Below are 24,900 nucleotides of genomic sequence, written 5' to 3' on the forward strand. Positions count from 1 at the left end.
CCGACGCGCAGGTCAGACCGCCGCGTCGTCGACCGGTGCGTGCCCGCGCAGGGCCCAGCACGCGAGCAGGGTGCCGTCGGGCGCGTGCAGGAGGTGCGCGAGGCGCGCGGGGGAGCCGGGCTCCAGCCACGGCCCGTCCGCGACGACCCGCGGCGCCGTCCCGCCCACCACGACGGGGCTCGTGGTCAGGCAGAGCTCGTCGACGAGCCCCGCGCCGAGCAGGTCGGCCAGCAGCCGCGGGCCGCCCTCGGCCAGCACGTGCGGCAGCCCGCGGGCGACCAGCGCGTCCACGGCACGGGCCAGGTCCGGGCCGTCGTGGTCGGTCGACGGCACGTGCAGCACCCGGTCGGACCCGGCCGCCCGCACCGCCTGACCCGCGCCACCGTCCCCGGTCACGACGAGCACGTCGCCCGGTCCGTCGAGCACCTCCTCAGGAACCCGCCCCGACCGGGTCACGACCGCGAGCACGATCCCCGGAGCGAGCCCGAGCGCGCGCCGCACGTCCCGCAGCCCCGCCGGGACCGGCAGCTCCCGGTACCCCTCGGCCCGCACGGTCCCCGCGCCGACGAGCACGACGTCGGCCAGGGCCCGCAGCACCGCGAACACCCGCGCGTCCGCCGGGCTGCCGAGCGACCCGGAGCGGTCGTCCGGGCCGTGCGCGGCACCGTCGACGCTCGCGACCATGTTGGCCCGCACGAGCCGCGCACGGGGCCGCCGCAGGAGCGCCACGAGGTCGGGCTCGTCCGGCGCGGGCGGCAGGGCCGTGGTCCGGCCGGCGGGGACAAGCTGGTCGAGCACGGGTCCGGGCACCGGCCCAGGCTAGCGACGCCCGCTCATCCCAGCAGGTGCACCAGCAGGATGCGCGCCCCGATGAGGACGAGCACCAGCCCGCCCGCGAGCGTCGCCCACCGGCCCAGCCGGGCCCCGAGCCGCGCCCCGGCCAGCACCGCACCCGCCGAGAGCACCGCCGTCACACCGGCCATCAGGCCCGTCGCCGCGACGACCGGCGCCTCCATGAGCCCGAGCCCCACACCCACGGCGAGCGCGTCGATCGACGTCGCCACCGCGAGCACGAGCAGCGTCCGCACCGCGGGCCGCACGGGTGCGACCGGTGCCGCGGCCAGCGCCAGGGCGCCGCCCGCCGCGCGGACGGGCGTGCCCGTGGGACCGTCGACCGGGCCGCCGTCGGCCCTGCCCGGGGCGCCCACCTGCGGGTCGTCGCCCCCGACGTCGGTGGCCTGCTCGCGGGCCTCGTGCACCATGTGCGCGCCCACCGCCAGCAGCAGCCCGAACGCGACCCACGGCGCGAACGCGCTCGCGGCCTGCGCGAACCGTGCCGACAGCGCCCACCCGAGCAGCGGCATGAGCCCCTGGAACGCCCCGAACAGCCCGGCGACCAGCAGCGCGTCGCGCACCCGGGGCCGCCGCATGCGCATGCCCTGGGCGAGCGCCACGGCGACCGCGTCCATCGAGACGCCGAGCGCGATCGCGAGCAGGTCGAGCAGGGTCACGCCGTGGCCTCCGAGCCGTCGTCGCGGCCGGGCTGGTCCCGGGGCCGCCCGACGACCGTACGAACGCCCTGGTGGGTGCGACCAGATGCGACCTGCGGACGTCGTGGGACGAATCCACCCCGCCCAGGGCCCGCAACGTGCCCGGCTGGACGCCCCTGCTCCCCGGATCCGGGCGCCCGAACTTCGACCGGGACCTCACGCCCGTCGGACCGCCTGCGGGGGCACCTGTCGACGGCGGCCGCCGCGATCAGGGCTTCGGTAGGCTGCTCCTCCGTCGACGGACGGCCCGCCACCTCGCGCAGCCGCAGGTGGTGCCCCACGGCCTCGACCACTCTGACGAGCGGCCGGGAGGGCACCCGATGGAGCAGGTCCAGGTGGACGAGAGCGCGACGGCGTCGAGGGGAGCGTGCGAGCGCCCGGTCCGGTGTGCTCGCCGGGACCGGTCTGGTCCTCGCCGTGGCGGCGCTGCCCTTCGCCTTCGCGCTGGACCGCCTCGGCGGGTTCTGGCTCCTCGCGAAGTACATGGTCCTCGCCGCCGCGCTGGCCGCGCTGGACCCCGCCCTCAAGCGCTGGCCCGCCGCCCGGTGGCTCTTCTACGCCTGGATGGTCGTGCTCGTCGCGGCTGCGGCGATCATGCTGGTCGCCAGGATCCGTTCCTGACTACCGGCGCAGGAGCGACGCGCGCGGCTCTGAGTCCGGGGCGTCAGGCGTCCCGGCCGCACACGACCTGGACCCACCAATCGCGGTGGTCGCCCGTGGGAGCGCACGTCCGCGCAATGCTCTGGCGTTGGCGAGGGTGAGTGGCGTCCCTGATAGGGGTGTAGCCGCGGGGCCGTGGTCGTCGTAGGCGACGGCGCCTATCAGGGCCGCAACGTCGTGGAACGTTCCTTCAACGCCCTCAAGCACTGGCGCGGACCGGCCACCCGCTACGGCAAGCTCGCCGTTGTCTACCGCGGTGGCGCCGTCCTGACCGTTGTCCTCGCCTTGCTCCGCAACTGAAGGCTCACTTCACCGCTGGGCGTCAGTGCCATACGCGGCCGGGGAGCGGCAGGATGTCGCTATGGGGCCGTTCAGTCGCTACCACGCCACCTACGTAGGTCGGCTCGGAGTTGAGGTCGGCGTCTTCGTGGCGGTGGACCACCTTCGTCGCGCTGGCCGCCTCCGCAGCGCAGACCTCGCTCTCTATCTCGATGTGGACGACTGGTTCCGAGAGGCACTTCCGAACCCGCCCTTCTACGGCGACGGGAACTCCATCGGCGCTGTGACGTGGTTCAAGAGCGAGCCAGCCGCACACCTGGTGGAGAGGTTGACGCTGCTCCTGCACCTCCTCGACCGGAATGGGGTGCCGCACAGGATGAGCTGCTCGGCCTCACCAGGTCGGATCGTCTATGAGGACGACTTTCAGGTCGGTGTCATCCCGGCGCGCCGCCGCGCGCCGGACCCGCTCCCAGCCGGCACGGTTCTAGGCCCGACATCGCCAGGTTCCAAGCGCGACCTTTGAGATCGGTCAACGCTCTCGGCGTCCACTTCCTTGAGGGACGCGCCCTAGGCGCGGTCTGCGGCCCCAGCACTCGCCGGTCCGGCACAGATGGATCTCGACGGACCCCACGAACGCTGGCCGGGCGCTCGATGCGAATCGGCGGTCGCACGTGCAGATTGGCGGGGCCGCAGTACGGTCGAACACATGACGACGACGTCGCCCGCGAACTGGTACCCGGACCCGCACGATCCGGCCCAGATGCGCTACTGGGACGGACAGCGCTGGACGGAGCACGTCAGCCAGGGACCACCCGTGATCCAGTCCCAGGCGTCTAGCGCCCAGCCGGTCCAGCCAATCCGGGCCGAGCCGGCTCCAACCTCCGCTGGACGGAGGATCCCGCTGTTCGGCGCTCGCGGCGTCGCACGTGATCTCGCTGCCGAGAACGAGCACCTGCGTGCCTCGCTCGAAGCGTCCGGAGCTCTGACTCTTGCCGAGGCCCAGCAGCAGACCGTCGCGGCCCAGGCGGAGCTCAGAACCATCGTCGGGCAGATCGACGATGCCCGACGACGTCAGTCGTCGGAGGCCGCGGCGGCTCGTACCGAGCTCGACGCACTCCGGCGGCAGGTGCTGGACGTCCGTCACGCGATCAACGTGCAGGAGTTCGGCCTGTACGACTTCGAGCACCCGGCGGAAGCCTCGGCGGCCCTGGCCGCCGACCTTGCGCGTGTGCGGGCACAGATCAAGGAGACGGTGTCCAGCAAGCGTGCAGTGACCGCCACGTCCAACTTCACGTTCGACGGGTCCGTCGCCAAGGGACGCAAGTTCGTGGAGTCGATGTCCAAGACGATGCTCTCCCCGCCTACAACGCCGAGGCCGAGAACGCGATCAAGGCCGTGAAGGCAGGCGGGCTGGCCACGGCTCAGCAGCGCCTCACCCGTGTCGTCGAACGCGTCGCCACCAACGGAAGGATGATCCAGCTTGCGATCACGCCCGAGTATCACGGGCTCCGGATGCGCGAGCTTGAGCTCGCCGCACGGCACCAGGCCGCTGTCCAGGCGGCCAAGGAGGCCGAGCGTGAGGAGAGGGCGCGTCTGCGCGAGGAGAAGCGTGTCGAGGATGAGCTGCGCCGGGCACGAGAGAAGCTCGACAAGGAGCGGGAGCACTACGCCAATGCTCTCGCTGCACTGCAGGCGCGGGGCGACGATGCCGGTGCGGCCGATCTTCGGGCCAAACTCGAGCAGATCGATCAGGCCATCGTCGACGTCGACTACCGCTCCGCGAATGTGCGTGCCGGCTACGTCTATGTCATCTCCAACGTCGGTGCATTCGGGGAGTCCGTCGTGAAGATCGGCATGACACGTCGCCTGGAACCTATGGACCGGGTGCGTGAGCTCGGTGACGCATCGGTGCCGTTCGTCTTCGACGTCCACGCACTCTTCTTCTCCGAGGACGCTTTCGGCATCGAGACGATGCTGCATCGCCACTTTGCCGAGCAGCGCGTCAACCGCATCAACACCCGACGCGAGTTCTTCTACGCGACGCCGGATCAGGTGCTCGACGTGCTCCGCGAGCACAACGTGGCCCTTGTCGAGTACACGACCGAGGCCGCCGCCGAGGAGTTTCGGGCCAGCCGTGAGCTCAGGGCCATGAAGGTGTGAGCGACGGGTCAAGCTCGTGGCGGGCGGTCGCGCCCGGTGCGGTGACGGTGCCGGCGGTGCCGAGGACCTCGGCGAGGGCGGCGACGTGGCCGACGACGACGACCGCGGGGTTGCGGACGCCGACCTCGTGGGCGCGGGCGGCGATGTCGGCGACGGTGCCCAGGGTGGTGCGCTGGGTGGGCAGGGTGCCGTCCTCGACCACGGCGACGGGGGTGGTGGGGTCGAGGCCGTGACCGGCGAGGCGGGCCATGTGCTCGCCGAGGCGGGCGACGCCCATGAGCAGCACGAGGGTGCCGCGCAGGCGGGCGAGGGTCTCCCAGTCCGTCTCGGCGTCGTGGGCGGAGACGACGGTGACCTGGCGGGCGACGTCGCGGTGCGTGACGGGCACGCCCGCGGCGCCGGGGACGGCGATGGCGCTGGTCACGCCGGGGACGACGGTCACGGGGACGCCGGCGTCGCGGCAGGCGGCGAGCTCCTCGCCTCCGCGGCCGAGCACGAACGGGTCGCCGCCCTTGAGGCGGACGACGTGCTGACCGGCGCGGGCGCGCTCGACGAGCAGCGCGTTGATCTCGGTCTGCGTGAGGGTGTGCGCGTGGGGGGCCTTGCCGGCCTCGACGACCTCGACGTCCGGCTCCAGCTCGTCGAGCAGGGCGCGGGGGGCCAGGCGGTCGACGACGACGACGTCGGCCTCGGCCAACGCGCGGCGGCCGCGCGTCGTGATCAGGCCCGGGTCGCCGGGGCCGCCGCCGACGAGGGTGACGTGGCCGGCGTGCGGGCGCCGGCGGCGCAGGGGCAGGGCGCCGCTGTCGAGCTGCACCTGCAGGGCCGAGCGCAGGGCTGCCGCCCGGCGGGGGTCGCCGCCGGCGCCGACGGCCACGGTCACGTCGCCGGCCCGGGCCACCGCGGGTGTCCACGCGGTGGACGCCTGGGCGTCGTCGGCGCGCACGCACCATGTGCGGGTGGCCTCGGCCTCGGCGGCGACGGCGTCGTCGGTGCGCCGGTCGCCTGTCGCGGTGTGCACGAGCCACGCCCCGGCGAGGTCACCGGGCTGGTGGTCGCGCGGCACCCAGGTCAGGGCGCCGGCGGCGGCGAGGTCGGCGAGGTCCTCGCACAGGGCGGGGGCGACCACGTGCACGTCGGCGCCGTCCTCGAGCAGGCGGGCGACGCGACGGGCGGCGACGGGGCCGCCGCCGACCACGACGACCCGGCGGCCCGTCAGGTCGAGGAGCAGCGCATGGCGGGCGGTCATATCCCCGCCCCCGCGAGCCAGTCGTCGTCCCGGGTGTCCGCGGGCACGGGTGCGAGCCGGTCGAGCAGCGTCGGCCCGGCCATGCCCGCGGCCAGCGTGCTGCCGTCCGACGGGTCGACGAGCAGGAACCCGCCCGTGCGCCGGTGGGTGGCGTAGTCGTCGAGGGGGACCGGCTCGGCGAGGCGCACGTGGACGCGCCCGATCGCGTTGAGGCCCAGCGCCCGGGGGGCGGCGTCGTCGGTGTCGGCCGCGTCGAGCGTGCGGACCGTGTCGACCGGGTCCCACACCTGCACGGTCAGCGTGTCGACGTCGAGACGGGCGTCGACCTCGCGCAGCAGGCCGCGCACCGTGCGGGTGCCCACGCGCACGAGCACGCGCTGGCCCAGCACCGAGCGGCGCTCGGTCAGCCAGCAGACCGTGCCGACCAGGTCCTGGCCGACGTGCACCTCCTCGTCGGCGGGCACCAGCACGTCGCCGCGGGCCACGTCGACGTCGTCGGCGAGGCGCACGGTGACCGAGCGGGGTGCGTCCGCGACGTCGAGCGGCCCGTCGAACGTGTCGATCCCGACGACCCGGCTGGTCCGGCCCGAGGGCAGCACCCGCACGTCGTCGCCGACGCGCACGACGCCCGACGCGACCTTGCCGGCGTACCCGCGGTAGTCCGGGTGCTCGGGCGTGCGGGGCCGGATCACGTACTGCACGGGCAGCCGCAGCGGCTCCGTCGTGGCGTCCCGGCGCACGGGCACCTGCTCGAGCAGCTCGAGCAGGGTCGGCCCGTCGTACCAGGGCGTGCGGGCGGACCGGTCGACGACGTTGTCGCCGTCGAGCGCGCTGACGGGAACGGCGGCGACGTCGGGCAGGCCCACGACGCGCGCGTAGTCCGCGAACTCGGCGGCGATGCTGCGGAAGGTCGCGGCGTCGAACCCGACGAGGTCCATCTTGTTCACCGCGAGCACCACGTGCGGCACGCCCAGCAGAGCCGTGAGGGCCGCGTGCCGGCGGGTCTGCTCGAGCACGCCCTTGCGGGCGTCGACCAGCACGATCGCCAGCTCGGCCGTCGAGGCGCCCGTGACCATGTTGCGCGTGTACTGCACGTGCCCGGGGGTGTCGGCCAGCACGAACGCACGCCGCGCCGTCGAGAAGTACCGGTACGCGACGTCGATGGTGATGCCCTGCTCGCGCTCGGCCCGCAGGCCGTCGGTGAGCAGCGCGAGGTCGACCTGGTCGCCGCCGCGCGCCAGGGTGGCGCGCTCGACGGCCGCGAGCTGGTCGGCCAGCACCGACTTCGTGTCGTACAGGAGCCGGCCGATGAGGGTGCTCTTGCCGTCGTCGACGGAGCCGGCGGTGGCCAGGCGCAGCAGGTCGCGCCGCGCGTGGTCGGTCGTCGGAGTGGTCGGGGCCGCCGTGCGGTCCGTGGTCGTGCTCATCAGAAGTACCCCTCGCGCTTGCGGTCCTCCATGGCGGCCTCGGAGGCCCGGTCGTCCGCTCGGGTCGCCCCGCGCTCGGTCAGCCGGCTCACGGCCACCTCGGCGATCACGTCGGCGACGGTCCGGGCGTGCGAGTCCACGGCGCCCGTGCAGCTCATGTCGCCGACCGTGCGGTACCGCACGGTGCGCCGCTCGACGGGCTCGTCCGGCGTCGGGCCGCCCCAGGTGCCCGCGGTCAGCCACATGCCGTCCCGGGCGAAGACCTCCCGCTCGTGCGCGTAGTAGATCTCCGGCAGCTCGATGCCCTCCCGCTCGATGTACCGCCACACGTCCAGCTCGGTCCAGTTGGACAGGGGGAACACGCGCACGTGCTCGCCCGGCCGGTGCCGGCCGTTGTACAGGTCCCACAGCTCGGGCCGCTGGCGGCGAGGGTCCCACTGCCCGAACTCGTCGCGCAGCGAGAACACCCGCTCCTTGGCGCGGGCCTTCTCCTCGTCGCGCCGCCCGCCGCCGAAGACCGCGTCGAAGCGGTGCGCGGTGATCGCGTCGAGCAGCGGCACGGTCTGCAGGGGGTTGCGCGACTGGCCGGGCCGCTCGACGACCCGGCCGTCGTCGATGGCCTCCTGCACGCTCGCGACGACCAGGCGCAGCCCGTGCCGCGCGACGGTCTCGTCGCGGTAGGCGATGACCTCGTCGAAGTTGTGCCCGGTGTCGACGTGCATGACGGGGAACGGCACGGGTGCGGGCCAGAACGCCTTGCGCGCCAGGTGCAGCATGACGATCGAGTCCTTGCCGCCCGAGAACAGCAGCACGGGCCGCTCGAGCTCGCCGGCGACCTCGCGCATGACGTGGACGGCCTCGGACTCGAGCGCGTCGAGCTGGGTCAGGTGCGCCGGGCCCGTCGGGGCCGCCGGCGCGGGTGCCGTGGTGGCGGGGGTCGTGGTGGTCGTCATGTGTGCAGCCCGCATTCCGTCTTGGAGGTCCCTGACCAGCGTCCGGCCCGTGCGTCCTCGCCGGCCGCGACCGGGCGCGTGCACGGCTCGCAGCCGATCGACGCGTACCCCGCCTGGCGCAGCGGGTTGAGCACGACGTGGTGCGCGTCGACGTAGGCGTCGACGTCGGCCTGCGTCCACGCCGCGAGGGGGTTGAGCTTGACCTTGTCCCGCTTGGCGTCCCAACCGACGAGGGGGATGTCGGACCGTGTGGGGGCGTCCTCGCGGCGCATCCCGGTGACCCACGCGGCGTACGGGGCGAGGCCCCGCTCGAGGGGCTCGACCTTGCGCAGCGCGCAGCACAGGTTCGGGTCGCGCTCGTGCAGGCGCGGCCCGTGCTCGGCGTCCTGCTCGGCCACCGTGCGCAGCGGCAGCACGGTGCGCAGCCGCACGTCGGTGAACTGGGCGTAGTAGTCGCGGGTGCCCAGCGTCTCGGCGAAGTGGTACCCGGTGTCGAGGAAGATCACGTCGATGCCGGGCACGGTCGCGGCGGCCAGGTGCACGAGCACCTCGTCGCCCATCGACGAGGCCAGGACGAGGTCGCGGCCGAAGGTCGCGCCGGCCCACCGCAGCACGTCGGCGGCGTCGGCGCCCTCCAGGTCGCGTCCGGCCTGCTCGGCCAGCGCCCGCAGCGCCTCGGGGGTCAGCCCGGTGGCCGCGGTCATCGTCCGACCACCAGCCCGACGAACTTCACCACGAACGCGCGTGCGCACGTGCGGCACTCCCACTGGCCGTGCTGCTCGGCCGGCACGAGGTCCTCGCTCGCGCAGAACGGGCAGTGGTACGGCACGGCCCGCGACCCGGGCTCGGCGCCGCTCACCGCAGGTCCTCCTCGTCGGCGCGCTGCACCCAGGCGGCGAACAGCTCGCCCTCGGTGCGCTGCTCGTCGAACCGGCGGGTGACCCGCTCGACGTAGTCCGGCAGCTCGTCGGCCGGCACCCGCAGCCCCCGCAGGGTCTTGCCGAGGCCGCTGGTCAGGCCGAGCCCGCCGCCCAGGTGCACCTGGTAGCCGTCCTCGCCGCCCGCCAGCGCCCCCTTGAGGCCGATGTCCGCGACCTGGATGCGGGCGCACGAGTTCGGGCAGCCGTTGACGTTGATGGTCAGCGGCTCGTCGAACGTGGGCAGCCGGTCCTCGAGCTCGGCGACCAGCGCGGTCGCGCGGGCCTTGGTCTCGACGATCGCCAGCTTGCAGAACTCGATGCCCGTGCACGCCATGGTGCCGCGACGGAACGTCGACGCGCTGCGCACCGCCAGGCCCAGGTCCTCCAGACCCTCGACCAGGTCGTCGACCCGCTCGGCCGGGACGTCCAGCACCACGAGCTTCTGCTCGACGGTCAGGCGCACGCGGTCCGAGCCGACGGCCTCGACGAGGTCCGCGACCGCGCCGAGCAGCTCGCCCGAGACCCGGCCGACCGTGGGTGCGGCGCCGACGTAGAACCGGCCGTCGACCTGCGGGTGCACGCCGACGTGGTCGTGCCGCCCGGTCGGCGGCGGGGGAGGGGCGGGCCCGTCGGCGAGCGCGAACCCGAGGTACTCGCCCTCGAGGACGTCGCGGAACACCTGGGCGCCCCAGTCGGCGACGAGGAACTTCAGCCGGGCGCGGGTGCGCAGCCGCCGGTAGCCGTAGTCGCGGAAGATCCCGATGACGCCCGCCCACACGGCGGGCACCTGCTCGAGGGTCGCGAACGCGCCGAGCCGCACGGCCAGGCGGGGGTTCGTCGACAGCCCGCCGCCGACCCACACGTCGAACCCGGGCCCCAGCTCGGGGTGCACGACGCCGACGAACGACACGTCGTTGATCTCGTGCGCGACGTCCTGGTGCGGGGACCCCGACACCGCGGTCTTGAACTTGCGCGGCAGGTTGGAGTACGCCGGGTCGCCGACGTACCGGCGGGTGATCTCGTCGATCGCCGGCGTGCCGTCGATGATCTCGTCGGCGGCGACCCCGGCCACGGGGGAGCCGAGCACGACGCGCGGGGTGTCGCCGCACGCCTCCTGCGTGCCCAGCCCGACGGCCTCCAGGCGGCGCCAGATCTCCGGCACGTCCTCGACGCGCACCCAGTGCAGCTGGATGTTCTGCCGGTCCGTGATGTCGGCGGTGCCGCGGCCGAACTCCACCGAGACGTCGGCGATCGTGCGCAGCTGGGTCGCGCTCAGGGCCCCGCCGTCGCAGCGCACCCGCAGCATGAAGAACTCGTCGTCGAGCTCGTGCGGCCCGAGCGTGGCGGTCTTCCCGCCGTCGATGCCGGGGCGGCGCTGCGTGTACAGGCCCCACCAGCGCATGCGCCCGTGCAGGTCCTCGGGCGGGATCGACGCGAAGCCCGCGTGGGCGTAGACGGTCTCGATGCGGTGCCGGACGTTGAGGCCGTCGTCGGCGGCCTTGAAGCGTTCGTTCGGGTTCAGCGGCTCGCGCTGCCCGAAGGCCCACTGGCCCTCGGGGCGGGCGGCGGGCGGTGCGGTGGCGGACGTGTGCGCCATCGGCGCTCCTCGGGGGATCTCGGCGCGTGCTCGCGTCCGCGCCACCCGTGCGAGGGGTGGGGGTGTGACGGACGCGGACCACGCGCCCGTGACAGGGGGACGGGCGGGGTCAGCTCTGCGCCGGACAGCACGGGGCCGCGGCGGTGCGACAGCACCGACACATGAGCAGGCTCCCGTGGATCACGTGACGAGGGTCGCACGGGCGGTGACGGCCCGTCAGCACCTGTCCGGATCGCGAGACCACTTCTCACAGAGTGGACATGCGTCCAGGAGGGCGGGCCGCGGTCCTCCCACGTATCCTCGTGCACCGTGACCTCGTCCGAGCAGGCCGCGACCGCCACCGGCGAACCGGCGGGCCCCGCCCGCACCCCCGCCACCGAGCCGGCCGCCGCCGGCCCGCGCAGCCTCGCCGCACGCGCCCCCCGCGTCCCCGCCGACCGGCTGCTCGGCGAGCTCGTGCCCCCGCGGCACTTCGCCCGCGAGTCCTTCGACACCTACGTGCCCGACCCGGACCACCCGTCGCAGGCGCGCGCGCTCGCCCACGTGCGCGCCGTCGCCGACCGGCTGACGGCCCCGCCAGCCACCGGCTGGTTCCGGCGCCGGCGCACCGCCGCCCCCGCGGTCTACCTCGACGGCGGCTTCGGGGTCGGCAAGACCCACCTGCTCGCGTCCCTCGCGGACGCCGTCGGCACGCAGCAGGCCGCCTTCGGGACCTTCGTCGAGTACACCAACCTCGTCGGAGCCCTCGGCTTCCGGGCCACCGTCGACGCCCTCGCGCAGCGCCGGCTCGTCTGCATCGACGAGTTCGAGCTCGACGACCCCGGCGACACCGTGCTCATGTCCCGCCTGCTGCGCGAGCTCGCCGACCACGGCGTCGCGCTCGCGGCCACCTCGAACACGCTGCCCGAGTCGCTGGGCGAGGGCCGGTTCGCCGCCGAGGACTTCCTCCGCGAGATCCAGGCGCTGGCCGCCCGGTTCGAGGTCGTGCGCATCGACGGCGAGGACCACCGGCACCGGGCCGTCACGACGCACGCCCCGGTCGTGGCGGCCGGGCGCGTCGCCGCGGTGGTCGGCGCGCGGCCCGACGCCACCGTCGACGACTTCGAGACCCTTCTCGGGCACCTGCCGGCGGTGCACCCCAGCCGCTACGGCGCGCTGCTCGACGGCGTCGGCCTCGTCGGGCTCACCGGCGTCGGTCCCGTCACCCGCCAGGACGTCGCGCTGCGGCTCGTCGTGCTCGTCGACCGGCTCTACGACCGGGACGTGCCCGTGCTGCTGGCCGGCGACGGCCTGACCGACGGGCTCGACCTGTTCAGCCCCGAGATGCTGCGCGGCGGGTACCGCAAGAAGTACTACCGGGCCTTGTCCCGTCTCGGCGCGCTCGCCGCCGAGGGTGCCGCGATCGCCGCCGCGACACCCTGACGCCCGCACGCCCGCACGACGGGTCGGGCTACCCGACGACGACGACGCCCGGCCCGGGCAGCTCGACCGCCCACGCGGCGCCGTCCTCGGCCGGCGGGACGACCGCGCCCGTCGACCACGACGCCAGCACCCGCGGTGCCGACCCGCCCACGTCGACGCGGGCGGGCGCGTCCGTGAGGTTGAGGACCACGCTCGTCGCGCCCCGGTGCACCACGAGCACCCCCTGCCAGGGGCCGGCGTGCGGCGCGTCGGGAGCGGGCAGCACGGTGACGCGCGTGCGGGAGCGGTCGCCCGAGGCCAGGTCCGGCACGACCCGCCGCAGCGCGATCAGCGTGCGGTGCCACTCCAGCAGCCGCGCGTGCTCGCCGACCTGCGGCTCCGACCAGTCCAGGACGCTCGCGGCGAACGTCGCCGGGTCCTGCGGGTCGGGGACAGTCACGGGTCCGCCGTACAGCTCTTCCCACCCGTGGCCGCCGAACTCGCGCCGCCGCCCGTCGCGGACCGCCGCGGCCAGGTCGGGCTCGGGGTGGTCGGTGAAGAACTGCCACGGCGTGCGGGCCCCCCACTCCTCGCCCATGAGCAGCAGCGGCGTGAACGGCGAGAGCAGCACCAGCGCCGCCTGCGCCGCCAGCCGCCCCGGCGGCAGGTGCGCCGACGGGCGGTCGCCCAGCGCCCGGTTGCCGACCTGGTCGTGGTTGGCCGAGAACACCACGAACCGGTGGCCGTCGACGTCCTCCGGCACCGGCCGGCCCCACGGGCGGCCCCGGAACGTCGACAGGTCGCCGGTGTGCACGAAGCCCTGCGTCAGGGCCGTCGCGAGCACCTGCGGGTCGCCGAAGTCGACGTAGTAGCCGTGCCGCTCGCCCGTGAGCAGCGCGTGCACCGCGTGGTGCACGTCGTCGGCCCACTGCGCGTCCATGCCCCAGCCGCCGTCGCGGGTCGCCGTCACCGAGCGCACGTCGTTCAGGTCGGACTCCGCGACGAGGCCCAGGGGTCGCCCCAGCGTCGCGGACAGGTCCGCCACCTCGTCGGACAGCTGGGCGAGCAGGTGCCGCTCGGACTCGTCCACGAGCGCGTGCACGGCGTCGAGGCGGAACGCGTCGACGTGGAAGTCGCGGGCCCAGCGCAGCACGGAGTCGCAGATCCACCGGCGCACGTGCTCGGCGCCGTCCTGGTCGAGGTTCACCGCCGCGCCCCACGGCGTCTGGTGCGCGTCCGTCAGGTACGGCCCGAAGTCGGCGAGGTAGTTGCCCGACGGGCCGAGGTGGTTGTGCACGACGTCCAGGCACACCGCCAGCCCGTGCGCGTGCGCCGCGTCGACGAACGCCTGCAGCGCCGCGGGCCCGCCGTACGGCTCGTGCACGGCCCACAGGGCGACCCCGTCGTACCCCCACCCGTGGCGCCCGTTGAACGCCGCGACGGGCAGGAGCTCGACGACGTCCACACCCAGGTGCACGAGGTGGTCGAGGTGCTGCGCCGCCGCCTCGAGGGTCCCCTCGGGCGTGAAGGTGCCCACGTGCAGCTCGTACGTCACGGCCCCGCGCACGTCCAGGCCGGACCAGCCGTCGTCCGACCACGCGAACGCCGCGGCGTCGAACACGCGCGACGGGCCGTGCACGCCGGCCGGCTGCCACCCCGAGCGCGGGTCCGGGCGGGCCGGGCCGCCGTCGACGGCGAACCCGTAGTCGGTGCCGTGCGGCAGGTCCACCTCGGCGGACCACCAGCCGTCGTCGCCGCGGTGCATCGGCAGGCGCGTGCCGTCGGCCGGCAGGTCGAGGTCGACGCGCGCCGCGGCGGGCGCCCAGACGGTGGGTCGCACGCTCACACCCCCTCGTGGACGAGCAGCGCCACCGGTGAGCGGTCGAGCACGTCCGCGACCCGCTGCACGCCGCCGGGCACCGGGCGGTCGGTGAGGACGTCGTGCCACGTGCCCTCGGGCAGCGCGAGCGTGTGGTCCGACCAGCCGCCGAGGCGCTCGACGGCCGCCGCGAGCCGGGTGGCCACGACCACCACGCGGGGCTGCCCGGCCGCGGTGCGCGCGTACGTCAGCGTGTGCCCCGACGAGTGCGGCAGCGGGACGAACCCCGCCTCGGGGCCGACGAACGCCTCCGCCAGGTCGCGTCGCACGCGCAGCGCGCGCGACGTGACCAGCAGCTTCTCGTCGTCGAGCCCCCGCGGACCCGCGCCGGCGTCGAGACGGTCCAGCCGCTCGCCGAGCGCGTCCACGTCCACCGGGCGCCGGTTGTCGGGGTCGACCAGCGTCAGCGCCGTCACCTCCGTGCCCTGGTACACGTCCGCGACGCCGGGCAGCGTGAGCTGGACGAGCTTGGTGCCGAGCGTCGCCGCCCGCACCGCCTCGCGCGTGCGCACGTCCCAGCCGTCCAGCAGCGCGTTCACCCGCGGGTCGCCCAGCGCGCGCCGCGCCAGGTGCAGCACGGCGTCCTCGTACGCCTCGTCGGGCGCCGTCCACGACGTGCGGGCCTTGGCCTCGCGCACCGCCTTGGTCAGGTACGCCTCCAGGCGGTCCGCGCCGACCGGCCCGTCGGCGGACCACGTGCCCACGAGCGTCTGCCACAGGACGTGCTCGGTGCGCCCGTCCACCAGGCTGCCCCGGTACGGCGCGCTGACGTGGTGCAGCTCGTCGACGAGGGCGCCCCACTCGTGCGGCAGCTCGGACAGCACGCCGATGCGCGACCGGGTGTCCTCGCCGCGCTTGGTGTCGTGCGTCGACAGCGTCGTCATGCCCAGCGGCGCGGCGCTCTGCGCCGACGACGCGAACGCGGCCAGGTCCGTGGGCGTCGTCGCGAAGTGCGTCGGCTCGCCGCCGACCTCGCACAGCGCCACCAGGTGCGTCCAGCGGTAGAAGGCCGTGTCCTCGACGCCCTTGGCCATGACGGCCCCGCAGGTCTGCTGGAAGCGCACGACCAGCTCGTCGCGCCGCGGGTCGCGCGTGCGACCCGCCGAGCCGGCCTCCCGGCCCTGCAGCAGGTCGACCAGCACCTCCATGGTCGACTCCCGGCCCGGGCCGAGCCGGGACGTGGCCAGGTCCGCCGCGGACGCGAACGCCGCCGTCGCGTCCGTCGTGGGGACCTGCCCCGGCACGACGTACGCGCGGTACCGGTCGAACGCCACGAGCAGCTCCACGAGGCACTCGTGCAGCGCACGCCACGTGTGGTCGCGCAGGCGCAGGTCGTCGTGGCAGATGCCCGACGCCAGCGTCGTCAGGCGGTGCACCTCGGCGTACAGGGGCCCGTCGACGACCTCGCGCTTGGCCTGCTCGACCATGGCGTCGAAGGCGTCGGACCCGTCCCCGGCGATCCGGTGCATCACCGAGCCGAGCGCGGCCGCGCCGCCCGGGTCGACGAACGTCTGCTGCACGCGCCACAGCCACTCGTACCCGGTGGTGCCGGCGGTGTCCCAGTCGTCGGGCAGCTCCTCCTGGCCGGCGAGGATCTTCTCCACGACGACCCACGCGCCGTCGGTGGCCTCGCGCAGCCGCGCCAGGTAGCCCGCCGGGTCGGCCAGCCCGTCGGGGTGGTCGATGCGCAGCCCGTCGACGACGCCCTCGCGCAGCAGGCGCAGGATCGTCGCGTGCGTCGCGTCGAAGACGCCGGGGTCCTCCACGCGCAGCGCCACGAGGGTGCCGACGTCGAAGAACCGCCGGTAGTTGAGCTCCTCGTCGGCGACGCGCCAGTACGCGAGCCGGTAGTGCTGCCGCTCCACGAGCTCGGCCAGCGGCAGCGCGGCCGTGCCCTCGCGCACCGGGAAGACGTGGTCGTGGTACCGCAGCACCTGCCGCACGCCCACGCCGGGCACGTCCTCCTCGGCGAGCCGGAGCTCGTCGCGGGCGAGCACGGCGCCGATCCGGTCGCCGAGGACCGGCATGAGGACCGCCCCGTCGCCGGCGGACCAGTCGACGTCGAACCACGCGGCGTACGCCGACTCCGGTCCCTGCTCGAGCACCGACCACAGCGCACGGTTGTGCCAGACCGGCGTCGGTACCGCCATGTGGTTGGGCACGACGTCGAGCACGACGCCCAGGCCGGCGGCGTGCGCCGTCGCGGACAGCGCGCGCAGGCCGTCGATCCCCCCGAGGACGGGGGAGACCTCGTCGTGGTCGACGACGTCGTACCCGTGGGTGCTGCCCGGGGCAGCGGTGAGCACGGGGGACAGGTACAGGTCCGTCACGCCCAGCGCCACGTAGTACGGCACGCGCGCCTCGACGTCGGCGAAGGTCAGGTCGGCGCCGAGCTGCAGGCGGTACGTCGACACGGGCACCCGGTGGCCCGGGCGCACGAGGCGCCGCTCCGCGGTGCTGCGCCCCTCGCTCACGCGCCCGCCTCGCGCGTCGCCCGGCTCGACTCGCGCGACGCGATCGCGGCGGCGCCGCTGCCCGAGGCCGACGGCGGCTCGCTCACCGGCGGACGCGTGAAGAGCACCATCGACCGCGGCGCGAGCGTCACGCGGCCCCCGGCCTTGACCGTGCGACCGGCCTTGACCTGCCCGTCGGTGTCGAGCACCGCCGTCCACGCCTGGCCGTAGTCCGCGCCGGGCAGCTTGAACGACTGCTTCTCCCAGTGGCTGTTGAACAGCAGCAGGAAGCTGTCGTCGACGATCTCCTCGCCGCGCATGTCCGGCTCGTCGATGGCGTCGCCGTTGAGGAACACCATGACCGCGAACGCGTGGTCGGAGTTCCACGCCTCGGCCTGCATGTGCTGCCCCGACGGGGTCAGCCAGGCGATGTCGCGCAGCTCGGACTCCCCGCCGTGCTCGGGCGCCCCGGCGAAGAACCGGCGCTGCCGGAACACGGGGTGGTCCCGGCGCAGGTGCACGACGCGCCGCGTGAACTCCAGCAGCGCGAGCCGCTCCTCGTCGAGGTCCCAGTCGACCCAGGTCACCTCGTTGTCCTGGCAGTAGCCGTTGTTGTTGCCGCCCTGGGTGCGGCCCAGCTCGTCGCCGTGCGCGAGCATCGGCACACCCTGCGAGAGCAGCATCGTCGCCAGGAAGTTGCGGCGCTGGCGCGCCCGCAGCTCACGCACCTGCGGGTCGTCGGTCTCGCCCTCGACGCCGCAGTTCCACGACCGGTTGTGGCTCTCGCCGTCGCGCCCGCCCTCGCCGTTCGCGTCGTTGTGCTTGTCGTTGTACGAGACGAGGTCGTGCAGCGTGAAGCCGTCGTGCGCCGTCACGAAGTTGATGCTCGCGATCGGCCGCCGTCCGCTGTGCTCGTAGAGGTCCGACGAGCCCGACAGGCGGCTGGCGAACTCGCCCAGCGTCGACGGCTCGCCCCGCCAGAAGTCGCGGACCGTGTCGCGGTAGCGACCGTTCCACTCCGTCCACAGCGGGGGGAACCCGCCGACCTGGTAGCCGCCGTCGCCGAGGTCCCACGGCTCCGCGATGAGCTTGACCTGCGAGATGACCGGGTCCTGCTGCACGAGGTCGAAGAACGCCGACAGGCGGTCGACCTCGTGGAACTGCCGGGCGAGCGTCGCGGCCAGGTCGAAGCGGAAACCGTCGACGTGCATCTCGGTCACCCAGTACCGCAGCGAGTCCATGATGAGCTGCAGGACGTGCGGGGAGCGCATGAGCAGGGAGTTGCCCGTGCCGGTGGTGTCGAAGTAGTGCGCCTGGTCCTCGTCGACGAGCCGGTAGTAGCTGGCGTTGTCGATGCCGCGGAAGCTCAGCGTCGGGCCCATGTGGTTGCCCTCGGCGGTGTGGTTGTAGACCACGTCGAGGATGACCTCGATGTCCGCCTCGTGCAGCGCCTTGACCATCGACTTGAACTCCTGGACCTGCTGGCCGGAGTCCGCCGTGGCGGCGTACGCGTTGTGCGGGGCGAAGAACCCGATCGTGTTGTAGCCCCAGTAGTTCGACAGCCCGCGCTCCTGCAGCGACGGGTCGTTGACGAACTGGTGCACCGGCATGAGCTCGACCGCCGTGACGCCGAGCGAGGTCAGGTGCTCGATGACCGCGGGGTGCGCCATCCCGGCGTACGTCCCGCGCAGCTCCTCGGGCACGGCCGGGTGCAGGCGCGTCAGGCCCTTGACGTGCGTCTCGTACAGCACGCTCTCGTGGTAGCCGTGCTGCGGGGGGCGGTCGTGGCCCCAGTCGAAGAACGGGTTGACGACGACCGACGTCATCGTGTGCCCCGCCGAATCGTCGGTGTTGCGCTCGTCGGGGGCCTCGAAGCGGTACGAGTACAGCGACGCGTCCCCGTCGACCTGACCGTCGATCGCCTTCGCGTACGGGTCGAGCAGCAGCTTCGACGGGTCGCAGCGGTGGCCCTGGTCGGGGTCGTACGGGCCGTGCACGCGGAACCCGTAGCGCTGCCCGGGGGCGATCGTCGGGAGGAAGCCGTGCCAGACGAACGCGTCCACCTCCGGGAGGTCGACGCGGGTCTCGGTGCCGTCCGCCTCGATCAGGCAGAGCTCGACACGCTCCGCGACCGCGGAGAAGAGGGCGAAGTTGGTGCCGCTCCCGTCGTAGGTCGCGCCGAGGGGGTAGGGGCGTCCGGGCCAGATGCGCATGGGCACAGCGTGCCAGCGAACGCCCACGTCGGCGCGGCGTACGCACGACGACCGTCCAGGTGAGCGGCGCGCAGGGCCGTCGGCCCGGGTGACGACGGCGCCGGTCCGGCCCTCAGCCGAGCGCCACCAGGTCGCGCACGTCGTCGTCCGGCAGGGCGTCCGCGACGGCCCCGACCTCGAGCGAGCGCAGGCTCGCCAGGCCGTCGTGGACCGTGAGGAACGCCGTGTCCGACGCGTCCCGGCCCGTGGCGACCCGCACCAGCGTGCTGCGCGGCGCCAGCGTGGTGGCGTCGACCACGTGCCAGCCGTCGTCGACGTACGCCTCGGCGACCGCGTGGAAGTCCATCGGGTCCAGGCCCGGGGCGTACACCGCGACGAGGCGCGCCGGCACGTCCAGCGCCCGCAGCAGCGCCACCACCAGGTGGGCGTAGTCCCGGCACACGCCCTGCCGGGCGAGCAGGGTGCGGACCGCGCCGTCGGTGGGCAGGCTCGCGCCGGGCACGTACGCGAGCCGGGTGCCGACCCACGAGCTCACGGCCGCCAGCAGGTCGGCGCCGTCCAGGCCGGCGAACTCGGCGCGGGCCGTGGGCGCCAGCTGGTCGGACTCGCAGTAGCGGCTCGGGCGCAGGTGCCACAGCAGCTCCGCCTCGTCGACCGCCGGCGCGGGCAGGCGGCCCTCGACGCGCGCCCGGTACGCCACGCGGACCTCGCCGCGCGGGGCCCGGACCACGTGCAGGCGGGTGCCGTGCGCGTCGACGAGCTCGCGGACGTCGACGGGCTCGTCGTCGACGTGCACGTCGAGCTGCTCGTCGGCGCGGTGGCCGGCGTCGACCGTCACCGCCAGCACGAGGGTCGCCGGCTCGGAGACCTGGAGGGACATGCGGGCGAAGACGTCACGGTGCACGCCGTCATCCTGCCGGGCCCGGCGGCCCCTGTCGCCCCCGGGCCGGGCCTCCGATCTGACACAGGGCCTACCCGACGTGTGAAACCCTTAGGAGCGCCCGACGACGTTCGCCGGGCACGGCGACGTTGGTTACCGTGGCGTGCCCGTCACGGTGCGACGCCGCGGGCAGCCGTCGGAGGAGGCACGATGCACGGAGCAGGGCCGGCAGGGCAGACGAGCGGGGAGCAGGCGGGCAGGCGCCTGGTCACGGTCGTGGTGCCGACGTACAACGAGGCGCCCAACATGCCCGAGCTCGTCCGCCGCGTCGGTGCCGCCGTGCAGGGCCTGGACGCCGAGCTGCTCGTGGTCGACGACTCCTCCGACGACACCGCCGACGTGGTCCGCTCCCTGGCCCCGACCGCGGGGTACCCCGTGCGCGTGCTCCACCGGGACGAGCCCGTCGGGGGCCTCGGCGGCGCCGTGACCGCCGGCTTCGCGGCGTCCGACGCGCAGTGGTGCCTCGTCATGGACGGTGACCTGCAGCACCCGCCCGAGCTCATCCCCACCATGCTCGAGCGTGCGGCCGAGCCGGGCGTCGACGTCGTCGTCGCGTCCCGCTACATCGAGGACGGGTCGAGCGAGGGCCTGTCGGGCGCGGTCCGCCGCGCCGTGTCCTCCACCTCCACGGCGCTGACGCGCGGCATGTTCCCCGTCCGCCTGCGCGACTGCTCGGACCCGATGACCGGGTTCTTCGCGGTCCGCCGCGACGCCCTCGACATGCAGGCGCTGCGCCCGCGCGGCTTCAAGATCCTCCTCGAGATCCTGGCGCGGCACCGGCTCCAGGTCGCCGAGGTGCCGTTCGTCTTCGGCGAGCGCTTCGCCGGGGAGTCCAAGGCGAACCTCGCGCAGGGCCTGCACTTCCTCTGGCAGCTCGCGGGCCTGCGCTTCGGCCGCATGTCCCGCTTCGCGATCATCGGCGGCATCGGTGCCGTCGCGAACGTCGCGATCGTGGCACTGCTGACCACGCTCGGGATGATGTGGCTGCCCGCCGCGATCATCGCGGCCGAGGCCACGATCATCGGCAACTTCCTGCTCCAGGAGCGGTTCGTGTTCCGCGACCTGCGGCACGAGGGCAAGGGCGTCTGGTCGCGGTTCGTGCAGTCGTTCACGTTCAACAACGTCGAGACCGTGCTGCGCCTGCCCGTGGTCGGGATCCTCGTCGAGACCGTGCACGTGGCGGCCGTCCTGGCCACCGCGATCACGCTCGTCGTGGCCTTCCTCGCCCGGTTCGTCTTCCACTCGCGGATCGTCTACCGCCCGCAGGCCAGCCGCAGCCGCCCGCACCTGACGGTCCCTGACGCGGACACCGCACCGGCCGCCGTCGAGCAGAGCCCCGCCCGGGCGTCCGAGGAGGTCTGACCGTGAGGGTCGTGCCTGCGGCTCGCTGAGCACGGTCCCGCGGTGGGGTGCAGCATCGGGGCACGACGACGCGAGGAGCAGCGATGACGACGACGGTGGACCTCGGGCTGGTCGAGACGTACGTGGAGGACCACGTGACGGGTGCGACCGGCATCATCGAACGTCTCGGCCGGATGCAGGGCGCGCCGGGCCTGGTCGACGTGTCCGACGACCTGGCCCGCCTGCGCGCCGAGCTCGTCGAGGAGCGTGCGCTGCACCTGGCCACGGCCCGCGACCTCGGGCTCGCACCCTCGCGCAGCAAGCGCGTCCTCGCGGCGGTGGCCGAGCGTGCCGCCCGGCTCAAGCCGAACCGTCGCCTGCGCACGCCCTCGCCGCTGACGCCGCTCCTCGAGCTGGAGGTCGTCCGCTCCGGGATCGAGGGCAAGCGGCTCGGCTGGCTCACGCTGCGCGCGCACGCCGACGACCTCGGGCTGGACGGCCCCCGCATCGACGGGCTCGTCGAGCGCAGCCGGGACCAGGCGGTGCGGGTCGAGGCCATGGCGGCCCACGTCCGCGGCGGCGCCTTCGACGCGACCTCGGTGCAGACCGGGCAGGACCGGTCGTGAGCGACCCGCGCACGCTGGACGCGTGGCTGGTGCAGGTCGCCCGCGAGCTGGGGGTCGAGCCCGAGCTCGCCCTCGCCACGTGCGGCCCGGTGCTCGACATGGTGCGCGACGTGGCCCACGGCGTCGCGCGCCCCGCGGGCCCCACGACCGCGTTCCTCGTCGGCCTGGCAGCCGGCAGGGCCGGCGGCGACGCGCGGGAGCAGGAGGACCGGGTCCGCGAGCTCCTCGCGGTGGTCGACGCCCAGGTCGCCGGGCGCGCGGACGGCTCGCCTCCGTCCGACGGCGGCTCCGGCCCGGCGGCCTAGCAGGTCGGACGGCCGGTCAGGCTCCCGCGCGCCGGTACGCCACGGCGAGGGCGCGCGCGGCGTCCGCGGGGTCGTCCACGTCGAGCACGGCGTCGTCGTCGACGCGTACGACCGTGCGGCGCAGACCCTCGGCGAGCAGCCGGACCGGCCGCGAGGTGACGTCCTGGCGCAGGAGCGCCCCGACGGCGCGCGTCCGGTACGCCGACAGCAGCGGCTGGGCGCGTCCGTCGGAGCCGGCCGCCGCCGCGACGTCCGCGTCGGGGTCGTCGGCGAGCGCCTGCAGCAGCAGCGGGACCACGGGGCCGGCGAACGGCTGGTCGCCGGCGACCGCGACCAGCACGGCGGCGTCGGGAGCGGCCCGCAGCCCGGCCGCGAGCGCGGCGAGCGGACCGCCGCCGGGCGGGTCCTCCCGCACCCAGCGGACCCCGGGGCCGCCGACCCGGCCGCGCGGGGGCCCGACCACGACGACCGGCCAGCCCGTCAGCCCGTCCAGCAGGTGCTCGAGCACGGTGCGCCCCGCCAGGTCGAGGGCCGTCTTGTCGGTCCCGCCCATGCGCCGTGACGTGCCGCCCGCGGGGACGACCACGACGACGTCGCCCGGTGCCGCCCGGTGCGCGGCGGTCCCGCTCACACCGGCTCGGGGCGCTCGACGGTGACGACGGTCGCCTTGACCGCGGCGACGACCCGCACGCCGGGCTCGAGGGCGAGCTCGTCGGCCGCCTCCCGGCTGATGAGCGACACCAGGCGGAACGGCCCCGCCTGCACGTCGACCTGCGCCATCACGGTGTCCCGGACCACCCGGGTGACGATGCCCGGCATGCGGTTGCGGGCCGAGGTGCGCCCGGGCACCGGGTCGTCGGCGAGCTCCGTGGCGAGCCGGGCCAGGTCGGCGCCCTCGACCTCCTGGCGGCCCGAGGCGCCGCGCACGGCCGTGAGCCGGCCGGCCTCGACCCATCGGCGCACCGTGTCGTCGCTGACGCCCAGGAAAGTCGCGGCCTCGCTCACCCGGTAGCGCACGCCCGTCAGCGTAGCCGCCGGCACGGCGGTCGCGGCCTAGGGTGGTCCCGTGCCCGAGACCACCCGTGACTCCTCGCGCCTGACCGAGCCGGCACGGCGGGTCGTCGTCGCCGAGGTCACCGACGCCGTCGTCGACGTCGCCGCGCTCGCCGGTGCCGTCGACGCACCCGCGGCGGGTGCGGTCGTCACGTTCGCCGGGGTCGTGCGCGACCACGACCACGGGCGTGCGGTGACGTCGATCGAGTACGTCGCGCACCCCGACGCCGGGGCGGTGCTGGCCCAGGTGGTCGCGGACGTCGCGGCGCGGCTGCCCGTGGACGCCGTCGCGTGCGTGCACCGGGTGGGCCCGCTGGGCGTCGGCGCGTGCGCGCTGGGCGTCGCGGTGAGCGCCGCGCACCGGCAGGAGGCGTTCGAGGCCGCGGCGCTGCTGGTCGACGAGGTCAAGGCGCGGCTGCCGGTGTGGAAGCGGCAGGTCTTCGCCGACGGCACGCACGAGTGGGTCAACTGCGCCTGACCCGCTGCTGCGGGGACCGCGGTCGACGCGCCGGCTCAGCCGCCGGCGAAGGGCGGCAGGACGTCGACGGTCGTCGGGGTGCCGAGCGGGCGGTCGCGGTCGCGGTGCAGGGTCCCGTCGACGAGGACGGCGCACAGGGCCAGCACGTCGCGCAGGCCGGGCCCGTGCCGCTGCGCCAGCGCGTCGAGCAGGTCGCCGACCGTCGCGCCGCCGGCGAGCGGGACGACCTCCTCGGCGACGCCCGCGGCCTCGTGGGCCGCCGCGAAGTACCGCACCGTCACCGGTGCCGTCGTCGTCGTCACGTCATCCTCCGATCGCGCTCATGGTCCGGGCCGGCTGCAGGAAGCCGACGTCGTCGATGCCGTGCCCGGGCTTCTTGCCGAGCATCGCCGCGCGCCAGGCCTGCGCGAGCGCCTCGTCGTCGGCGCCGCCGCGCAGCAGGGCGCGCAGGTCGTGCTCCTCGCGGGCGAACAGGCAGCTGCGGACCTGGCCGTCGGCGGTCAGCCGGGTGCGGTCGCACGCGCCGCAGAACGGCCGGGTCACCGACCCGATGACCCCGACCGTCGCGCCCGGGTGCCCGCGGACCGTCCACGTCTCCGCCGGCGCGGCACCGCGCTCGCCCGCGGGCGCGTCGACGAGGTCGAACGCCGCGGTGAGCGCGTCGAGGATCTCGCGCGCCGAGACGAGGTCCTCGCGGCTCCACGAGCCGTGCGGGCCCAGCGGCATCTGCTCGATGAACCGCAGGTGGTAGCCGTGCTCGAGCGCCCACGCCAGCAGCGGGACGGCCTCGTCCTCGTTGACGCCGCGGACCAGCACGGCGTTGACCTTCACGGGGCCGAGCCCGGCCGCCTGGGCCGCGCGCAGCCCGGCGAGGACGTCGGGCAGGCGGTCGCGGCGGGTGATGGTGGCGAACCGGGCCGCGTCGAGGGAGTCCAGCGACACGTTGACGCGGTCCAGGCCCGCCGCGGCGAGGGCTGCGGCCCGCTTGTCCAGGCCCAGGCCGTTGGTGGTCAGGGCCGTGCCGACGGGTGCGCCGTCCGGGGTGCGCAGCGCCGAGGTCGCCGCGACGATGCCCTCCAGCCCGCGGCGCAGCAGCGGCTCGCCGCCGGTGAAGCGGACCTCCCGCACGCCGAGGCGCTCGACGGCGACGCGCACCAGCCGGACCACCTCGGCGTCGGTCAGCACCGTCTCGTCCGGCGCCCACGGCAGGCCCTCGGCCGGCATGCAGTACGTGCAGCGCAGGTTGCAGCGGTCCGTCAGCGAGACCCGCAGGTCCGTCGCCACGCGCCCCCACCGGTCGTGGAGGCCGCCGTCGCCCGGCACGCCGGCCGTCCCGTCGGTGCCCGCGGTCGCCTGCGGGGCGCCGGCGGCGCTCGGTCCGGCGGCGCTCGGTCCGGCGGCGCTCACGGGTGGCAT

Annotated in this window: 26 protein-coding genes; 10 read left to right on the forward strand and 16 right to left on the reverse strand. The window is 74.9% G+C overall.

The annotated features are described in order from the left end of the window. Positions 1 to 12: 12 nt before the first annotated feature. Together BKA21_RS00685 and BKA21_RS00690 are read right to left on the reverse strand one after the other, a co-directional pair. Positions 13 to 810 (reverse strand): dihydrofolate reductase family protein, encoded by a 798-nt coding sequence (locus tag BKA21_RS00685; RefSeq protein WP_140459076.1) that lies wholly within the window; start codon positions 808 to 810, stop codon positions 13 to 15. A 23-nt stretch (positions 811 to 833) separates the two neighbouring features. Further along, complete coding sequence (locus BKA21_RS00690; RefSeq protein ID WP_239072769.1) at positions 834 to 1,511, reverse strand: manganese efflux pump MntP; 678 nt, start codon at positions 1,509 to 1,511, stop codon at positions 834 to 836. A gap of 426 nt (positions 1,512 to 1,937) precedes the next feature. Between BKA21_RS00690 and BKA21_RS00695 the strand changes: the two genes are divergently transcribed. The 5 genes from BKA21_RS00695 to BKA21_RS19190 all read left to right on the forward strand — a co-directional run bounded on the left by BKA21_RS00695 (position 1,938) and on the right by BKA21_RS19190 (position 4,649). Continuing rightward, on the forward strand, positions 1,938 to 2,171 hold the full coding sequence (locus BKA21_RS00695) for a hypothetical protein (protein ID WP_140459075.1): 234 nt from the start codon (positions 1,938 to 1,940) through the stop codon (positions 2,169 to 2,171). A gap of 174 nt (positions 2,172 to 2,345) precedes the next feature. Then, positions 2,346 to 2,510 (forward strand): transposase, encoded by a 165-nt coding sequence (locus tag BKA21_RS00700; RefSeq protein WP_203793418.1) that lies wholly within the window; start codon positions 2,346 to 2,348, stop codon positions 2,508 to 2,510. A gap of 61 nt (positions 2,511 to 2,571) precedes the next feature. Beyond that, positions 2,572 to 3,012 carry a hypothetical protein gene (locus tag BKA21_RS00705; protein ID WP_140459074.1) on the forward strand — a complete coding sequence of 147 codons (441 nt, stop codon included), beginning with the start codon at positions 2,572 to 2,574 and terminating at the stop codon, positions 3,010 to 3,012. A gap of 183 nt (positions 3,013 to 3,195) precedes the next feature. Beyond that, positions 3,196 to 3,888 (forward strand): DUF2510 domain-containing protein, encoded by a 693-nt coding sequence (locus BKA21_RS19185; RefSeq protein WP_239072770.1) that lies wholly within the window; start codon positions 3,196 to 3,198, stop codon positions 3,886 to 3,888. Continuing rightward, positions 3,885 to 4,649: a GIY-YIG nuclease family protein gene (locus tag BKA21_RS19190; protein ID WP_239072771.1), complete on the forward strand. Its 765-nt coding sequence runs from the start codon at positions 3,885 to 3,887 to the stop codon at positions 4,647 to 4,649. The genes BKA21_RS19185 and BKA21_RS19190 overlap by 4 nt, the downstream gene beginning before the upstream one ends. Here BKA21_RS19190 and cobA read toward each other — a convergent pair. Genes cobA through BKA21_RS00740 form a run of 6 tightly spaced genes read right to left on the reverse strand, consistent with a single transcriptional unit; the run spans position 4,630 to position 10,795 of the window. Then, a complete protein-coding gene (cobA, locus tag BKA21_RS00715; protein ID WP_140459073.1) occupies positions 4,630 to 5,898 on the reverse strand; it encodes a uroporphyrinogen-III C-methyltransferase in 1,269 nt (422 codons plus the stop codon). The two genes, BKA21_RS19190 and cobA, sit on opposite strands and share 20 nt — an antisense overlap. Beyond that, positions 5,895 to 7,325, reverse strand: a complete 1,431-nt coding sequence (locus BKA21_RS00720) for a sulfate adenylyltransferase subunit 1 (protein ID WP_140459072.1) — start codon at positions 7,323 to 7,325, stop codon at positions 5,895 to 5,897. Before BKA21_RS00720 ends, cobA begins: the two co-directional genes overlap by 4 nt. Further along, positions 7,325 to 8,278 carry a sulfate adenylyltransferase subunit CysD gene (gene cysD, locus BKA21_RS00725; RefSeq protein ID WP_140459071.1) on the reverse strand — a complete coding sequence of 318 codons (954 nt, stop codon included), beginning with the start codon at positions 8,276 to 8,278 and terminating at the stop codon, positions 7,325 to 7,327. The genes BKA21_RS00720 and cysD overlap by 1 nt, the downstream gene beginning before the upstream one ends. Beyond that, on the reverse strand, positions 8,275 to 8,982 hold the full coding sequence (locus BKA21_RS00730) for a phosphoadenylyl-sulfate reductase (RefSeq protein ID WP_140459070.1): 708 nt from the start codon (positions 8,980 to 8,982) through the stop codon (positions 8,275 to 8,277). The genes cysD and BKA21_RS00730 overlap by 4 nt, the downstream gene beginning before the upstream one ends. Then, positions 8,979 to 9,137 carry a hypothetical protein gene (locus BKA21_RS00735; RefSeq protein ID WP_170209000.1) on the reverse strand — a complete coding sequence of 53 codons (159 nt, stop codon included), beginning with the start codon at positions 9,135 to 9,137 and terminating at the stop codon, positions 8,979 to 8,981. The genes BKA21_RS00730 and BKA21_RS00735 overlap by 4 nt, the downstream gene beginning before the upstream one ends. After that, positions 9,134 to 10,795, reverse strand: coding sequence for a nitrite/sulfite reductase (locus BKA21_RS00740; protein ID WP_140459069.1), 1,662 nt, complete (start codon positions 10,793 to 10,795; stop codon positions 9,134 to 9,136). The genes BKA21_RS00735 and BKA21_RS00740 overlap by 4 nt, the downstream gene beginning before the upstream one ends. A gap of 309 nt (positions 10,796 to 11,104) precedes the next feature. Here BKA21_RS00740 and zapE point away from each other — a divergent pair, with 309 nt between their 5' ends. After that, positions 11,105 to 12,217, forward strand: coding sequence for a cell division protein ZapE (zapE, locus tag BKA21_RS00745; RefSeq protein ID WP_140459068.1), 1,113 nt, complete (start codon positions 11,105 to 11,107; stop codon positions 12,215 to 12,217). Between the two features lie 28 nt (positions 12,218 to 12,245). Here the strand turns inward: zapE and treZ are convergent, their stop codons facing one another. The 4 genes from treZ to BKA21_RS00765 all read right to left on the reverse strand — a co-directional run bounded on the left by treZ (position 12,246) and on the right by BKA21_RS00765 (position 19,645). Then, a complete protein-coding gene (treZ, locus tag BKA21_RS00750; protein ID WP_140459067.1) occupies positions 12,246 to 14,036 on the reverse strand; it encodes a malto-oligosyltrehalose trehalohydrolase in 1,791 nt (596 codons plus the stop codon). Positions 14,037 to 14,038: 2 nt separating this feature from the next. After that, positions 14,039 to 16,549 (reverse strand): malto-oligosyltrehalose synthase, encoded by a 2,511-nt coding sequence (treY, locus tag BKA21_RS00755; protein ID WP_140459066.1) that lies wholly within the window; start codon positions 16,547 to 16,549, stop codon positions 14,039 to 14,041. After that, positions 16,546 to 18,741: a glycogen debranching protein GlgX gene (glgX, locus tag BKA21_RS00760; RefSeq protein ID WP_140459065.1), complete on the reverse strand. Its 2,196-nt coding sequence runs from the start codon at positions 18,739 to 18,741 to the stop codon at positions 16,546 to 16,548. The genes treY and glgX overlap by 4 nt, the downstream gene beginning before the upstream one ends. Before the next feature lie 112 nt (positions 18,742 to 18,853). Then, on the reverse strand, positions 18,854 to 19,645 hold the full coding sequence (locus tag BKA21_RS00765; RefSeq protein WP_140459064.1) for a transglutaminase-like domain-containing protein: 792 nt from the start codon (positions 19,643 to 19,645) through the stop codon (positions 18,854 to 18,856). Positions 19,646 to 19,831: 186 nt separating this feature from the next. Between BKA21_RS00765 and BKA21_RS00770 the strand changes: the two genes are divergently transcribed. From BKA21_RS00770 to BKA21_RS00780, 3 genes are all read left to right on the forward strand, one after another. Next, a complete protein-coding gene (locus BKA21_RS00770; protein ID WP_140459063.1) occupies positions 19,832 to 21,043 on the forward strand; it encodes a glycosyltransferase in 1,212 nt (403 codons plus the stop codon). A gap of 83 nt (positions 21,044 to 21,126) precedes the next feature. Beyond that, positions 21,127 to 21,648: a hypothetical protein gene (locus BKA21_RS00775; RefSeq protein ID WP_140459062.1), complete on the forward strand. Its 522-nt coding sequence runs from the start codon at positions 21,127 to 21,129 to the stop codon at positions 21,646 to 21,648. Further along, positions 21,645 to 21,953 (forward strand): DUF6457 domain-containing protein, encoded by a 309-nt coding sequence (locus BKA21_RS00780; protein ID WP_239072772.1) that lies wholly within the window; start codon positions 21,645 to 21,647, stop codon positions 21,951 to 21,953. The genes BKA21_RS00775 and BKA21_RS00780 overlap by 4 nt, the downstream gene beginning before the upstream one ends. 16 nt (positions 21,954 to 21,969) lie before the next feature. Here BKA21_RS00780 and mobA read toward each other — a convergent pair whose 3' ends face one another. Beyond that, a complete protein-coding gene (mobA, locus tag BKA21_RS00785) occupies positions 21,970 to 22,584 on the reverse strand; it encodes a molybdenum cofactor guanylyltransferase (RefSeq protein WP_140459061.1) in 615 nt (204 codons plus the stop codon). Further along, positions 22,581 to 22,970, reverse strand: a complete 390-nt coding sequence (locus tag BKA21_RS00790) for a TOBE domain-containing protein (RefSeq protein ID WP_179625290.1) — start codon at positions 22,968 to 22,970, stop codon at positions 22,581 to 22,583. The genes mobA and BKA21_RS00790 overlap by 4 nt, the downstream gene beginning before the upstream one ends. 49 nt (positions 22,971 to 23,019) lie before the next feature. Here BKA21_RS00790 and BKA21_RS00795 point away from each other — a divergent pair, with 49 nt between their 5' ends. Then, positions 23,020 to 23,484 carry a molybdenum cofactor biosynthesis protein MoaE gene (locus BKA21_RS00795; RefSeq protein WP_203793420.1) on the forward strand — a complete coding sequence of 155 codons (465 nt, stop codon included), beginning with the start codon at positions 23,020 to 23,022 and terminating at the stop codon, positions 23,482 to 23,484. Between the two features lie 35 nt (positions 23,485 to 23,519). On the opposite strand, the gene BKA21_RS00800 is transcribed toward BKA21_RS00795, so the two are convergent. Both BKA21_RS00800 and moaA read right to left on the reverse strand, forming a co-directional pair. Beyond that, entirely contained in the window at positions 23,520 to 23,786 is a 267-nt protein-coding gene (locus BKA21_RS00800) for a MoaD/ThiS family protein (RefSeq protein ID WP_140459059.1), read from the reverse strand. Between the two features lies 1 nt (position 23,787). Then, positions 23,788 to 24,900, reverse strand: coding sequence for a GTP 3',8-cyclase MoaA (gene moaA / locus BKA21_RS00805; protein ID WP_140459058.1), 1,113 nt, complete (start codon positions 24,898 to 24,900; stop codon positions 23,788 to 23,790).

Source organism: Cellulomonas oligotrophica (assembly GCF_013409875.1).
GTDB classification, from domain to species: domain Bacteria; phylum Actinomycetota; class Actinomycetes; order Actinomycetales; family Cellulomonadaceae; genus Cellulomonas; species Cellulomonas oligotrophica.

Excerpts from the sequence above, each read along its gene's own strand:
- BKA21_RS00705 (WP_140459074.1), top strand. The coding sequence starts at position 2,572 with ATGGGGCCGTTCAGTCGCTACCACGCCACCTACGTAGGTCGGCTCGGA.
- BKA21_RS19185 (WP_239072770.1), top strand. The coding sequence starts at position 3,196 with ATGACGACGACGTCGCCCGCGAACTGGTACCCGGACCCGCACGATCCG.
- cobA (WP_140459073.1), bottom strand. The coding sequence starts at position 5,898 with ATGACCGCCCGCCATGCGCTGCTCCTCGACCTGACGGGCCGCCGGGTC.
- BKA21_RS00720 (WP_140459072.1), bottom strand. The coding sequence starts at position 7,325 with ATGAGCACGACCACGGACCGCACGGCGGCCCCGACCACTCCGACGACC.
- cysD (WP_140459071.1), bottom strand. The coding sequence starts at position 8,278 with ATGACGACCACCACGACCCCCGCCACCACGGCACCCGCGCCGGCGGCC.
- BKA21_RS00730 (WP_140459070.1), bottom strand. The coding sequence starts at position 8,982 with ATGACCGCGGCCACCGGGCTGACCCCCGAGGCGCTGCGGGCGCTGGCC.
- BKA21_RS00740 (WP_140459069.1), bottom strand. The coding sequence starts at position 10,795 with ATGGCGCACACGTCCGCCACCGCACCGCCCGCCGCCCGCCCCGAGGGC.
- glgX (WP_140459065.1), bottom strand. The coding sequence starts at position 18,741 with ATGCGCATCTGGCCCGGACGCCCCTACCCCCTCGGCGCGACCTACGAC.
- BKA21_RS00770 (WP_140459063.1), top strand. The coding sequence starts at position 19,832 with ATGCACGGAGCAGGGCCGGCAGGGCAGACGAGCGGGGAGCAGGCGGGC.
- BKA21_RS00775 (WP_140459062.1), top strand. The coding sequence starts at position 21,127 with ATGACGACGACGGTGGACCTCGGGCTGGTCGAGACGTACGTGGAGGAC.
- moaA (WP_140459058.1), bottom strand. The coding sequence starts at position 24,900 with ATGCCACCCGTGAGCGCCGCCGGACCGAGCGCCGCCGGACCGAGCGCC.